Origin of the sequence: Pseudomonas putida (assembly GCF_004357765.1) — a bacterium.
In the GTDB taxonomy this organism is placed as follows: Bacteria; Pseudomonadota; Gammaproteobacteria; order Pseudomonadales; family Pseudomonadaceae; genus Aquipseudomonas; species Aquipseudomonas putida_U.
This window is the reverse complement of record NZ_SMTE01000003.1, coordinates 347,237-359,055: the sequence shown is the minus strand read 5'-3', so window position 1 is coordinate 359,055 and position 11,819 is coordinate 347,237. Positions and strand designations below refer to the sequence as shown.

Sequence of the window (11,819 nt, the reverse complement as noted above, 5' to 3'; positions counted from 1 at the left end):
GGGCTGTGTGTACTGGCTTTCGGCGCGAGTTGGCAACACTTGAGGGTTGGCAACCCTCAGGTTGATCTAGCTCAGGACCGGCAGGGTATCCACAGTCAATGCATCCGGCAATCGGATCTCGACAGCGACAGGAAGGTGGTCGGAAATCGGCTGTGCCAGCACCTCGACCCGTTCCAAGGTCAGGCTCGGGCTGAGCAGGATATGGTCCAGGCAGCGCTGGGGGCGCCAGCTGGGGAAGGTGGCCTCGGCCTGCGGTGCGACCAACCCCAGGTCGCGCAGTGGCGAACGCTCCAACAGGTCGTTGGCGTGGGTGTTCATGTCGCCCATCAGCACCTGGTGGCGGTAACCGCCAATCAGTTCGCGGATATAACCCAGCTGCAGGGCACGGGTCTTGGCACCCAGCGCCAGATGCATCATCACCACGACCAGGGCATCCTCGCCTTCACCGAAGCGCACCAGGATCGCACCACGACCGGCCGGGCCGGGCAACGGATGATCCTCCAGCAGATGCGGCTTGAGGCGGCTGAGCACGCCATTGCTGTGTTGGGCGAATCGTCCGAGGTTACGATTGAGCTGCTGGTACCAATAGGGGAATGCGCCCAGCTGGGCCAGGTGCTCCACCTGATTGATATACCCAGAGCGCAGGCTGCCTCCGTCGGCCTCCTGCAGGGCCACCAGGTCGAAATCGTTGAGCAGTTCGCCGATACGCTGCAAATTGCCCGCACGGCCGTTATGCGGCAACAGATGCTGCCAGCTGCGGGTCAGGTAGTGACGATAGCGTTCGGTGCTGATGCCGACCTGGATGTTGAAACTGAGCAGCCGCAGACGACCATCCTCGGGCAGGCCAGGGGCCTGCAGGTGATGTTCGTTGACCTGCGGCTGGTGCAGGCCAATGCCGCGCGTGGTACGGAAGCGGGGCATGGGATCGCGCCGCTTACTTAGCGGCGCGCTCCTTGTCGATCAACTGGTCGGCGACATTCAGCACGCCCTCCGGCCCACCGGCAGTGCCGAGGTCGAAGCGGTACTTGCCGTTGACCACCATGCTCGGAACGCCGGTGACTTCGTACTTCTTCGCCAGCTCCTTGGCCTGGTTGACCTGGCCCTTGATGGCGAAGGAGTTGTAGGTGGCCAGGAACTTGTCTTTGTCGACGCCCTGAGTGGCAAGGAAATCAGCCATGTCGGCAGGGTCGGTCAGACGTTTGCGCTGGTTCTGGATGGCATCGAACACGGCGGCGTGGACCTTATGCTCGACGCCCATGGCTTCGAGGGTCAGGAACATCTGGCCGTGGGCATCCCATGGGCCGCCGAACATGGCGGGCACGCGCTTGAAGTTGACGTCCTTGGGCAGTTTTTCGATCCAAGGGTTGATGGTCGGCTCGAAGTGATAGCAGTGAGGGCAGCCATACCAGAACAGCTCGACCACTTCGATCTTGCCCGGCTGGGATACCGGAACAGGGTTGCTCAGCTCGATGTATTCCTTGCCGGCAGTGGCAGGCTCCGCGGCCTGGACGGCAGTCATACCGAAGACGCTGGCAGCGACCAGCGCGGCGCTGAGAATCAGTTTACGCATGCTTTACTCCTGAGCATTCATTGGTCGCCTCGACGCGACCTGTGCTGAGACCGGTCGGGACGGGTCCGAGTTCTTTAGTGTAACGGCTGTGGACGTAAAAAAGGGCGGTCCACGCCGCCCTTTCATCTTTAGTCCTGCAGCATTAACCGAATGTTAATGCAGCCCCTGGATGTAACTGGCCAAGGCCTCGATGTCGTGGTTGCTGAGCTTGCCGGCAATGGTACGCATGGTCATCGCATCGCCATCGTTGGTGCGGTTGCCCTCGCGGAAATCGGTGAGCTGCTTGGTCACGTACTGCGCATGCTGGCCGCCCAGATGGGGGAAACCGGCCAAGGCGATACCGGCACCGTTGGGTGAATGGCAGCCGATACAGGCCGGCATGCCTTTTTCCAGGTCGCCGCCGTTGAACAAGCTGCGGCCACGTTCGACCAGCTTGGGATCGGCGGCACCGACGCTACCCTTCTGGCTGGAGAAGTAGGCGGCGATATCGGCCAAATCCTGGTCATTGAAGTTGGCCAGCATGCCGGTCATCTCCAGCACGGTACGCTTGCCAGACTTGATGTCGTGCAGTTGTTTCTCGAGGTAGCGCTGGCCCTGGCCGGCCAGTTTCGGGAAGTTTGGGGCCAGGCTGTTACCGTCGGGGTTGTGGCAGGCACCACAGACGGCCGTCTTGGCCTGGCCGGCGGCGGCATCGCCTTTAATGGGTTCGGCAGCGGTGGCTGTACCTGCGACACCCAGGGTCAACAGCAGACTCACGACTAGTTTGTTCATCAGCTAATCCAACACGGCTAAGGGTGAAATGTTATGTATCGGGACTGCCGCTCATCCAAAGGATGACCAAACGGTAGTCCTCGGCACTGCAGTCCATGCACAATCCACGCGGCGGCATAGCCTTGAAACCCTGGGTGACGTGCGCCACCAGTGCGTCCACACCTTGCGCCAGTCTTGGCTCCCAGGCCGCCCGGTCCCCCCTTTGGGGTGCCTGGGGCAACTGCCCGGCGTGACAGGCCGCACACGTGCGGTTGTACAACGCCTCGGGATCCTGTGTAGCCTGTGCGCCGTAAAACGGTAGGAACATACCGACAGCAAGCAGCCATTGCGCCATGCGCATCGACCTGACAGGGTTGGGGGCCGCGCTGCGTTCTGTCGCGCGAGCTATTGTTCGACACCCCATGCGCATTCCTCTTCGCTGGAAGAATGAGCACACAAAAACTGGGGCATTATATACTTCCGCCATCCAAACGGAAACGACACCGCTTGCCGGCCTCGGCTTTGGCAACACCCACATCGGATATCCCATGCAAGTCAAGAACCCCATCCTCGGCCTCTGCCAGAAAGCCAAATTCGCCCTCAGCGCTGCCAAGGTCGAACAATGCCCGGACGACCAGGGTTACGAGGTGGCTTTCGCCGGCCGTTCCAACGCCGGCAAATCCAGCGCCCTCAATACCCTGACTCATGCCAGCCTGGCGCGTACCTCGAAAACCCCGGGGCGCACCCAGCTGTTGAATTTCTTCAGTCTGGACGATGAACGGCGTTTGGTCGACCTGCCGGGCTACGGTTATGCAAAAGTGCCCATCCCGCTCAAGCAGCACTGGCAGCGTCACTTGGAGGCCTACCTGGGCAGCCGCGAGTGCTTGCGCGGCGTCATTTTGATGATGGACGTGCGCCATCCGATGACCGATTTCGACAAGATGATGCTCGACTGGGCCAAGGCCAGCGGCATGCCCATGCACATCCTGCTGACCAAGGCCGACAAGCTGACCCATGGCGCGGGCAAGAACACCCTGCTCAAGGTGCAGTCGGAAATCCGCAAGGGCTGGGGTGAGGGAGTGACCATCCAGTTGTTCTCGGCACCCAAGCGCCTGGGCCTGGAAGAGGCCTATCGAGTGCTGGCGGATTGGATGGAACTGGAAGACAAGCCCGCGGCCTGAGGCCGCTTGCCGGCAAATCGCAGGCAAAAAAAACCCCGGACTTCGTATGGGGAGGGGGAAGTTCGGGGTTCAAGTCCGGACCGCTAGGGTGAGGTCCAGATATCTGCCAACACTTAACACAACATAGGAGCATCGAAAGGCTTCACCAGCCATTCAGTTACTCTGAGTAGCGTTTCACCGGTTTAGTTCCAGGGCCCTCGAAACTATTTGCGATAGTTTCACGAAGCGTAAGAACCTTATGTCAGGACCGCGGTACTCCCCACGGATCCTACACGGCCTTGCCCCTTCAATCAGTGAGCTTCGTCCCAATTCGAGCCGATCCCTACCTGGACCAGCAGCGGCACATCCAACTGCGCGGCGCTGCTCATGTGCAGGGGAATTTCATCTCTGACTTGTTCGACCAGGTCCTCACGCACTTCCAGAACCAGTTCATCGTGCACTTGCAGGATCACTCGCGCATCCAGCCCGCTGCCGCTCAGCCAGTTGTCGACGTTGACCATCGCCCGTTTGATGATGTCGGCGGCAGTACCCTGCATCGGCGCGTTGATCGCCGTGCGCTCGGCGCCCTTGCGCAGAGCCGGATTCTTGGCGTTGATGTCCGGCAGGTACAAGCGGCGACCGAACAGGGTTTCCACGAAGCCTTGCTCGGCTGCCTGGGCTCGGGTGCGTTCCATGTATGCCAGCACCCCTGGGTAGCGGGCGAAATAGCGGTCGATATAGTCCTGGGACTGCTTGCGGTCGACGCCGATCTGCTTGGCCAGGCCGAACGCACTCATGCCGTAGATCAGGCCGAAGTTGATGGCCTTGGCACTGCGGCGCTGGTCGGTGGTGACGTCCTCCAGGGCTACGCCGAACACCTCAGCAGCCGTGGCCCGGTGCACGTCCAGGTCATTGCGGAAGGCATGCAGCAGGCCCTCGTCCTTGGCCAGGTGAGCCATGATGCGCAGCTCGATCTGCGAATAGTCCGCCGCCAGCAGCTTGTAGCCCGGACTGGCGACGAAGGCCTGGCGGATACGGCGGCCTTCGGCGGTGCGGATCGGGATGTTCTGCAGATTCGGGTCGCTCGACGACAACCGCCCGGTGGCCGCCACCGCCTGCTGGTAGGAGGTATGGATACGCCCGGTGCGCGGGTTGATCTGACCCGGCAGTTTGTCGGTATAGGTACTCTTGAGCTTGCTCAGGCTGCGGTACTGCATCAGCACCTCAGGCAGCGGGTAACCTTGCTCGGCGAGCTCATCGAGCACCGCTTCGGCAGTTGACGGCTGGCCCTTGGCGGTCTTGCTCAGCACTGGCATGCCCAGCTTGTCGTACAGGATCGAACCGAGTTGCTTGGGCGAACCGAGGTTGAACGTCTCGCCTGCCAGCTCGAACGCCCGGCGCTCCAGCTCGGCCATCTTCACCCCCAGTTCGCCGCTTTGTACCTTCAGCAGCTCGGCATCGACCAGCGCGCCCTGGCGTTCGATCCGCGCCAGCACCGGCACCAACGGCATCTCGATGTCCATCAGCACCGGCTGCACGCTTGGCGTCTGTGCCAGCCGCGCCTGCAACGCCTGGTGCAGACGCAGGGTGATATCGGCATCTTCGGCAGCGTAGGGGCCGGCCTTGTCCAGGTGGATCTGGTTGAAGGTCAGCTGTTTGGCGCCCTTGCCGGCGATGTCCTCGAAGGCGATGGTGGTGTGGTCGAGGTACTTCTGCGCCAGGCTGTCCATGTCGTGACGGGTGGCGGTGGAGTTGTACACGTACGACTCGAGCATCGTGTCGTACGCCACGCCACGCATTTCGATGGCCGGCGAGCCATTGGCGAGGATATTGATGTCGTACTTGGCATTCTGCCCGACCTTGGCCTTGTTCGGATCTTCCAGCAACGGCTTGAGCGCCAGCAACACGGCCTCACGGTCCAGTTGGGTCGGTGCACCTTCGTAGTCGTGGGCCAGCGGCACGTAGGCCGCTTCGTACGGCTCGATCGCGAACGACACACCCACCAGCTGCGCCTGCTGGGCGTCCAGGCTGGTGGTCTCGGTGTCGAAGGCGAACAGCGGCGCCTGGCGAAGCTTCTCCACCCAGGCGTCGAATTCGGCCTGCTCGTAGAGGGTGTGATATTTCGCTTCGACCTGGGCCGCGGGAGGCTCTACCGCTTCGATGGCCTCGCCGGCCTGGGCTGCATCGCGCTGCACTTCGGCGATCCAGCTCTTGAATTCCATCTCGGTGTACAGCGCCAGCAGGGCTTCACGATCGGGTTCGCCGCAGACCAGCGCATCGACTTCGATGTCGAGCGGCACGTCGACCTTGATGGTGGCCAGCTCGTATGACAGAAACGCCGCGTCACGGTGCTCCTCGAGCTTGGCGGGCAGGGTCTTGGCACCACGAATGGCCAGGGCTGGCACCTTGTCGAGGTTGGCGTAAAGATCGCTCAGGCCACCACCGATACCGGTCAGCAGCCCCACGGCGGTCTTTTCACCGACGCCAGGCACGCCTGGAATGTTGTCGACCTTGTCGCCCATCAGAGCCAGGAAGTCGATGATGTGCTCCGGGCCCACGCCGAACTTCTCGTGCACGCCGGCCACGTCCAGCACGCTACCGGTCATGGTGTTGACCAAGGTGATGTGCCCATCCACCAGCTGCGCCATGTCCTTGTCGCCCGTGGAGATGATCACCGGGCGATTCAGTGCCGCGCTGCTGCGCGCCAGGGTGCCGATGACATCATCGGCCTCGACCCCTTCGACACACAGCAGCGGGTAGCCCAGCGCCTTGACGCTGGCATGCAGCGGCTCGATCTGCACCCGCAGATCGTCCGGCATGCTTGGGCGGTTGGCCTTGTACTCGGCGAACATGGCATCGCGGAAAGTACCGCCCTTGGCGTCGAAGACCACGGCGAACAGGCTGTCGGGGTATTGCTTGCGCAGGCTCTTGAGCATGTTCAGCACGCCCTTGACCGCACCGGTCGGCATGCCCTTGGACGTGGTCAGCGGCGGCAGCGCGTGAAATGCACGGTAGAGGTAGGAGGAACCGTCCACCAGGACGAGGGGCGCTTGGCTCATGAGCAGAATCAACCTTTTCGACGGGTCCGGCGCTAGAATAGCCAGAATCATTGACGACAAAGGGACAAGGTTATCATGCGTACACTCAATCGCCTGTTACTGCTCGGCCTGTTGGCAACCATGCCTGTCGTCACCCTGGCAGCGGATGATGCGCCCTCGGCCGATCCCGAGGTGACCATCCGCACCGAAGGCGACCGAACCATCCAGGAATACCGCCAGAATGGCTTCCTGTATGCGATCAAGGTCACGCCGAAACATGGCAAGCCTTATTTCCTGGTACGCGCCGATGGCTCCGATGGCAATTTCATACGATCCGACCAACCGGACATGCTGATTCCGTCGTGGAAGATCTTCGAGTGGTAATCTGACGCGCATCCATTACATCAACCTGGCACTTCCCGGCGGAAGTGCCCGCATGGGCAACTCTTCATCATGTCAGTCTTCACCCCCGTGACCCGGCCTGAGCTGGAAACCTTTCTGGCGCCGTACGAGCTGGGCCGTCTGCTCGATTTCCAGGGCATTGCCGCCGGCACCGAAAACAGCAATTTCTTCGTCAGCCTCGAACAGGGGGAGTTCGTCCTGACGCTGGTCGAGCGCGGCCCGGTGGAGGACATGCCTTTCTTCATCGACCTGCTCGACGTGCTGCACGACGCCGACATGCCTGTGCCCTACGCCCTGCGTGACCGCGACGGCAACGCATTGCGCACGCTGTGCGGCAAGCCGGCGTTGCTGCAGCCGCGCCTGTCGGGCAAGCACATCAAGGCACCGAACAACCAGCACTGCGCCCAGGTGGGCGAGCTGCTGGCACACATTCACCTGGCCACCCGCGAGCGTATCATCGAACGCCGTACCGACCGCGGCCTGGAATGGATGCTGACCAGCGGTGCCGAACTGCTGCCACGCCTGAGCGCGGAGCAGGCCGCGCTGCTGCGACCGGCGTTGGCCGAGATCGAGGCACACAAGGCGCAGATCCTGGCCTTGCCACGGGCCAACCTGCATGCCGACCTGTTCCGCGACAACGTGATGTTCGAAGGCACCCACCTGACCGGCGTGATCGATTTCTATAACGCTTGCTCCGGTCCGATGCTCTACGACATCGCCATCACCGTGAACGACTGGTGCCTGGATGAAAACGGTGCCATCGACGTGGCGCGTGCCCAGGCCTTGCTGGCAGCCTATGCGGCACTGCGGCCGTTCACCGCTGCCGAAGCCGAGCTGTGGCCGGAAATGCTACGGGTGGCGTGCGTGCGTTTCTGGCTGTCGCGCCTGATTGCAGCGGAATCGTTTGCCGGCATGGATGTGATGATCCACGACCCGCGCGAGTTCGAGGTGCGCCTGGCGCAACGTCAGCAAGTGGCGTTGCACCTGCCGTTCGCACTCTAGGTCGCGCCGGCCCTTTCGCGGGCTTGCCCGCGAAAGGGCCAGTGTAGGCTCAGAGCTGCTCCAGGCACCCCGCCAGATCACTGCCCAGCTTCTCCAGCAGACGCTCGTAACCCTTGCCATCCACCGGATCGTTACCGCCCAGCGCGTCCAACTCCGCCAGGCGTACCGGCAATCCGGCAGTCAACGTTTCTGCCAGGCGTGGTCGGATCGGTGGCTCACTGAACACACAGGTCTTGCCCACTTCCTGCAAACGTGCGCGCATCGCCGCCACATGCTGGGCGCCCGGCTGCACCTCCGAGGCGATGCTGAACACCCCGGTGTGCTTCAGGCCGTAAGCGTTCTCGAAGTAGTCGAACGCCTCGTGGAAGACAAAGTAGGGCTTGTCGGCGACACCCGCCACGCGTGCCTTGATGCGCGCATCCAGGGCGTCCATGCGCTCGACGAAGGCCCGGCCGTTGGCCATGTAGCGCGCGGCATTGGCCGGGTCGGTTCGGGCCAGATCGGCGGCCATGGTCAATGCGATAACCCGTGCATTGACCGTCGACAACCACAGGTGGGCATCCAGGCTGCCTGGGCGGTGGTCGTGGTCATGGTCGTCATGGGCCTCTTGCTCATGGGAATGACTGTCCTCGCCGAAGCGGCGCAGGTGGATGCCCTTGAGCGTCTGCACCGCCACCGTGGGCTTGCTGCGGCTACCCAGGACCCTGGGCAGGAAGCTCTCCATGTCGGGGCCGATCCAGTAGAGCAGGTCGGCATCGGCCACCCGCCGCACATCGGAGGGACGCAGGGCGTAGTGGTGCGGCGAAGCGCCCGGCGGCAGCAGCACCTCGGGACTGCCCACCCCGTCCTGGACTGCCGCGGCAATCTGCTGCAGGGGTTTGATGCTGGTCAGCACACGCACGTCGGCCTGCGCCGAACAGGCGAGGAAAGCGACAAAAAGCACAAGGAATCGGGACACGTTTAATACTCGACTCGTCAGAAACAGGTAACATAATAACGTCTCCATCCAGAACCGTCGCTGCCCATGTCCATCACGCCGCTGGCCAACCGCCCCCACGATCACTCCCACTGCGTGCACAGCGCATTGTCCGAGGCCGATGCCCTGTGCACTCGCCAAGGCCTGCGCCTGACTGCCCTGCGCCGGCGCGTACTGGAACTGGTTTGGCAGAGTCACAAGCCGCTGGGGGCTTACGACATCCTTGCCGTACTCAGCGAACAGGATGGCCGCCGCGCCGCGCCGCCCACCGTATACCGTGCGCTGGACTTTCTCCTGGAAAACGGCCTGGTTCACCGCATCGCCTCGCTCAACGCCTTCATCGGCTGTAGCCACCCCGAACACGTGCACCAGGGCCAGTTCCTGATCTGCCGGCAATGCCACGTGGCCATCGAGCTGGAACAGCAGAGCATCAGCGACGCCATCGTCGCCAGCGCCCAAGGCGTGAACTTCACCGTCGAGACCCAGACGGTCGAAGTGGTCGGCCTGTGCAGCAACTGCCGGAGCGCAGCATGAGCGACGCCTTGATCCGCCTGGAGCAGGTCGGCGTCACCTTTGGCGGCGAGGCCGTGCTGGACAGCATCGACCTGTCGGTGGCGCCCGGGCAAATCGTCACGCTGATCGGCCCCAACGGCGCCGGCAAGACCACCCTGGTGCGCGCAGTACTCGGGCTGCTCAAACCGCACCGAGGCAAGGTATGGCGCAAGCCGAAGCTGCGCATCGGTTACATGCCGCAGAAAATCCAGGTGGATGCGACCTTGCCGCTGTCGGTATTGCGCTTCCTGCGCCTGGTGCCCGGCGTGGACCGCGCCGCTGCGCTTTCGGCCCTCCAGGAAGTGGGCGCCGAGCAGGTCATCGACAGCCCGATCCAGACCATCTCCGGCGGCGAAATGCAGCGTGTACTGCTGGCCCGTGCCCTGTTGCGCGAACCGCAACTGCTGGTGCTGGACGAGCCGGTGCAGGGGGTGGACGTGGTCGGCCAGACCGAGTTGTACAACCTCATCACCCGCCTGCGCGACCGCCATGGCTGCGGCGTGTTGATGGTCTCCCACGACTTGCACCTGGTGATGAGCACCACCGACCAGGTGGTCTGTCTGAACCGCCACGTGTGCTGTTCCGGGCATCCGGAGCAAGTCAGCGGCGACCCTGCGTTCGTCGAGCTGTTCGGCCAGAATGCCCCGAGCCTGGCCATCTACCACCACCATCACGACCACAGCCACGACCTGCATGGCTCGGTGGTCGCCCCCGGCGCCCATGTTCACGGAGAGCACTGCAAGCATGGCTGATTTTCTTCTGTATGCCCTGCTCGCGGGTCTGTCCCTGGCGCTGGTTGCGGGGCCGCTGGGTTCATTCGTGGTATGGCGGCGCATGGCTTATTTCGGCGATACCCTGTCCCATGCCGCACTGCTGGGTGTGGCCATGGGCTTCGCCCTGGACGTCAGCCCGGCGCTGGCGGTGACCGTCGGCTGTCTGCTGCTGGCGATCCTGCTGGTGACCTTGCAGCAACGTCAGCCACTGGCCTCCGATACCCTGCTTGGCATCCTCGCGCCTAGCACCCTGTCGCTGGGCCTGGTGGCTCTGAGCTTCATGCACGACGTACGCATCGACCTGATGGCTTACCTGTTCGGCGACCTGCTGGCCATCGGCACCACCGACCTGGCCTGGATCCTCGGCGGCAGCGCGTTGGTGCTGGTACTGCTCGCCGTGCTCTGGCGGCCTTTGCTGGCGGTCACTGTGCACGAAGAGCTGGCCATGGTCGAAGGCCTTCCAGTAGCCGGCCTGCGCTTGGGGCTGATGCTGCTGATCGCAGTGGTCATTGCGGTGGCGATGAAGATCGTCGGGGTGTTGCTGATCACCTCGTTGCTGATCATTCCGGCGGCCACCGCGCAGCGCCATGCCCGCTCGCCCGAGCAGATGGCTCTGGGCGCGAGCCTGCTCGGCGTAGTCGCGGTGTGTGGCGGCCTGGCCCTGTCCTGGTTCAAGGACACCCCGGCCGGGCCGTCGATCGTGGTCTGCGCCGCAGTGCTATTCTTGCTGAGCCTGGCCCTGCCTAAACGATGAGCCGGTCAGGGTACGCACGGCGCATCCTGCAACCATTTCGCGGGTAAAGGGTCTGTAAGACTTGTTTTCGAGCGTGCGCACCTGGGTGTAGACTTGCTCGCTTTTTGCGCAAATAGAGAGTCGCAGGAATGAAGCCGTTCGCAACCCGTTATCTGCTTGTTGCCGTGTTTTCCCTGTTCCTGGCCGCTTGTTCCAGCGCGCCGGTCGACCAGGCCTCCGCACCTGCCCAAGCCGATGCCTGGCAGCAGCTGCAGCAAAGTATCACCAGCAACGAGCTGGCCACCGCCGAAGACCAACTCGCCGCGCTGCAGGCGCAGTCGCCCGACGATGCGCGCCTGGAGCAATACCAGCGGCAGTTGGCCGAAGCCTACCTGCAACGCAGCCAGATCGTGCTGCAGAAAGGTGACGTGAATGCCGCAGCGACGGCCCTGGCCCGCGCCCGCGCCCTGATGCCACAGGCTCCGGCAGTGACCGGCGGCGATGCCGTGGCCATGGCACGCAAGGCTGAACTGGAAAAAGCCGAGGCTGCATTGAAAGCGGCCGAAGCCAAGCCTGCGGCACGGGTGATCGATCCGACCGCACCAAGCACGGTCATTGCGTTGAAGACCACGGACATTGCAGCGATGCGTCGTCAACTCGACGAAATCGCCAAGGATGTGGTGAATTACCAGTGTGATGTGGTGTTTCAGGTGCCACGCACAGCTGACGCGCCTTGGCTGAAGACCCTTCTGGAAAAGCGCGTGCACAAGATCGACAGCGGATTCGCGTTGAAACAGAAGCACGAGATCCAACGTTCGCTGCCGGCGCAGGTGGTGCTAATACCGCACCAGCAGTGAACGCTT

General features: G+C 62.9%; 13 protein-coding genes. 7 read left to right on the top strand and 6 right to left on the bottom strand.

Annotated features, from left to right (window positions below):
- Positions 1 to 66: 66 nt before the first annotated feature.
- The 4 genes from E2H86_RS06320 to E2H86_RS06305 all read right to left on the bottom strand — a co-directional run bounded on the left by E2H86_RS06320 (position 67) and on the right by E2H86_RS06305 (position 2,675).
- Positions 67 to 921 (bottom strand): endonuclease/exonuclease/phosphatase family protein, encoded by an 855-nt coding sequence (locus E2H86_RS06320; protein ID WP_133325820.1) that lies wholly within the window; start codon positions 919 to 921, stop codon positions 67 to 69.
- A 13-nt stretch (positions 922 to 934) separates the two neighbouring features.
- The gene (dsbA, locus tag E2H86_RS06315) at positions 935 to 1,570 is read right to left on the bottom strand and encodes a thiol:disulfide interchange protein DsbA (RefSeq protein WP_133325818.1); all 636 of its coding nucleotides are present in this window, start codon (positions 1,568 to 1,570) and stop codon (positions 935 to 937) included.
- Between the two features lie 153 nt (positions 1,571 to 1,723).
- Complete coding sequence (locus tag E2H86_RS06310; protein WP_133325816.1) at positions 1,724 to 2,341, bottom strand: c-type cytochrome; 618 nt, start codon at positions 2,339 to 2,341, stop codon at positions 1,724 to 1,726.
- 31 nt (positions 2,342 to 2,372) lie between these two features.
- Positions 2,373 to 2,675, bottom strand: coding sequence for a c-type cytochrome (locus tag E2H86_RS06305; RefSeq protein ID WP_133325906.1), 303 nt, complete (start codon positions 2,673 to 2,675; stop codon positions 2,373 to 2,375).
- A 193-nt stretch (positions 2,676 to 2,868) separates the two neighbouring features.
- On the opposite strand from E2H86_RS06305, the gene yihA reads away from it, so the two are divergent.
- A complete protein-coding gene (yihA, locus tag E2H86_RS06300) occupies positions 2,869 to 3,501 on the top strand; it encodes a ribosome biogenesis GTP-binding protein YihA/YsxC (RefSeq protein WP_133325814.1) in 633 nt (210 codons plus the stop codon).
- A gap of 290 nt (positions 3,502 to 3,791) precedes the next feature.
- On the opposite strand, the gene polA is transcribed toward yihA, so the two are convergent.
- Positions 3,792 to 6,539 (bottom strand): DNA polymerase I, encoded by a 2,748-nt coding sequence (gene polA, locus E2H86_RS06295; protein WP_133325812.1) that lies wholly within the window; start codon positions 6,537 to 6,539, stop codon positions 3,792 to 3,794.
- A 75-nt stretch (positions 6,540 to 6,614) separates the two neighbouring features.
- Here polA and E2H86_RS06290 point away from each other — a divergent pair, with 75 nt between their 5' ends.
- Both E2H86_RS06290 and E2H86_RS06285 read left to right on the top strand, forming a co-directional pair.
- On the top strand, positions 6,615 to 6,902 hold the full coding sequence (locus tag E2H86_RS06290; protein ID WP_133325810.1) for a DUF2782 domain-containing protein: 288 nt from the start codon (positions 6,615 to 6,617) through the stop codon (positions 6,900 to 6,902).
- A gap of 69 nt (positions 6,903 to 6,971) precedes the next feature.
- The gene (locus E2H86_RS06285) at positions 6,972 to 7,922 is read left to right on the top strand and encodes a homoserine kinase (RefSeq protein ID WP_133325808.1); all 951 of its coding nucleotides are present in this window, start codon (positions 6,972 to 6,974) and stop codon (positions 7,920 to 7,922) included.
- A 49-nt stretch (positions 7,923 to 7,971) separates the two neighbouring features.
- Here the strand turns inward: E2H86_RS06285 and E2H86_RS06280 are convergent, their stop codons facing one another.
- A complete protein-coding gene (locus E2H86_RS06280) occupies positions 7,972 to 8,928 on the bottom strand; it encodes a zinc ABC transporter substrate-binding protein (protein ID WP_133325806.1) in 957 nt (318 codons plus the stop codon).
- 18 nt (positions 8,929 to 8,946) lie between these two features.
- Between E2H86_RS06280 and zur the strand changes: the two genes are divergently transcribed.
- From zur to E2H86_RS06260, 4 genes are all read left to right on the top strand, one after another.
- Complete coding sequence (gene zur / locus E2H86_RS06275; protein WP_133325804.1) at positions 8,947 to 9,432, top strand: zinc uptake transcriptional repressor Zur; 486 nt, start codon at positions 8,947 to 8,949, stop codon at positions 9,430 to 9,432.
- The gene (znuC, locus tag E2H86_RS06270) at positions 9,429 to 10,202 is read left to right on the top strand and encodes a zinc ABC transporter ATP-binding protein ZnuC (protein WP_133325802.1); all 774 of its coding nucleotides are present in this window, start codon (positions 9,429 to 9,431) and stop codon (positions 10,200 to 10,202) included. Before zur ends, znuC begins: the two co-directional genes overlap by 4 nt.
- Positions 10,195 to 10,977 (top strand): zinc ABC transporter permease subunit ZnuB, encoded by a 783-nt coding sequence (gene znuB / locus E2H86_RS06265; RefSeq protein ID WP_133325800.1) that lies wholly within the window; start codon positions 10,195 to 10,197, stop codon positions 10,975 to 10,977. The genes znuC and znuB overlap by 8 nt, the downstream gene beginning before the upstream one ends.
- Positions 10,978 to 11,105: 128 nt before the next feature.
- Positions 11,106 to 11,813 carry a PA5502 family lipoprotein gene (locus E2H86_RS06260; RefSeq protein ID WP_133325798.1) on the top strand — a complete coding sequence of 236 codons (708 nt, stop codon included), beginning with the start codon at positions 11,106 to 11,108 and terminating at the stop codon, positions 11,811 to 11,813.
- Positions 11,814 to 11,819 lie beyond the last annotated feature (6 nt).

Bases quoted from the DNA above. Each gene is read 5' to 3' on its own strand.
- E2H86_RS06305 (WP_133325906.1), bottom strand. From the start codon at position 2,675: ATGGCGCAATGGCTGCTTGCTGTCGGTATGTTCCTACCGTTTTACGGC.
- yihA (WP_133325814.1), top strand. From the start codon at position 2,869: ATGCAAGTCAAGAACCCCATCCTCGGCCTCTGCCAGAAAGCCAAATTC.
- E2H86_RS06260 (WP_133325798.1), top strand. From the start codon at position 11,106: ATGAAGCCGTTCGCAACCCGTTATCTGCTTGTTGCCGTGTTTTCCCTG.
- znuB (WP_133325800.1), top strand. From the start codon at position 10,195: ATGGCTGATTTTCTTCTGTATGCCCTGCTCGCGGGTCTGTCCCTGGCG.
- E2H86_RS06320 (WP_133325820.1), bottom strand. From the start codon at position 921: ATGCCCCGCTTCCGTACCACGCGCGGCATTGGCCTGCACCAGCCGCAG.
- znuC (WP_133325802.1), top strand. From the start codon at position 9,429: ATGAGCGACGCCTTGATCCGCCTGGAGCAGGTCGGCGTCACCTTTGGC.
- E2H86_RS06280 (WP_133325806.1), bottom strand. From the start codon at position 8,928: ATGGAGACGTTATTATGTTACCTGTTTCTGACGAGTCGAGTATTAAAC.
- E2H86_RS06290 (WP_133325810.1), top strand. From the start codon at position 6,615: ATGCGTACACTCAATCGCCTGTTACTGCTCGGCCTGTTGGCAACCATG.
- E2H86_RS06285 (WP_133325808.1), top strand. From the start codon at position 6,972: ATGTCAGTCTTCACCCCCGTGACCCGGCCTGAGCTGGAAACCTTTCTG.
- zur (WP_133325804.1), top strand. From the start codon at position 8,947: ATGTCCATCACGCCGCTGGCCAACCGCCCCCACGATCACTCCCACTGC.
- polA (WP_133325812.1), bottom strand. From the start codon at position 6,539: ATGAGCCAAGCGCCCCTCGTCCTGGTGGACGGTTCCTCCTACCTCTAC.
- dsbA (WP_133325818.1), bottom strand. From the start codon at position 1,570: ATGCGTAAACTGATTCTCAGCGCCGCGCTGGTCGCTGCCAGCGTCTTC.
- E2H86_RS06310 (WP_133325816.1), bottom strand. From the start codon at position 2,341: ATGAACAAACTAGTCGTGAGTCTGCTGTTGACCCTGGGTGTCGCAGGT.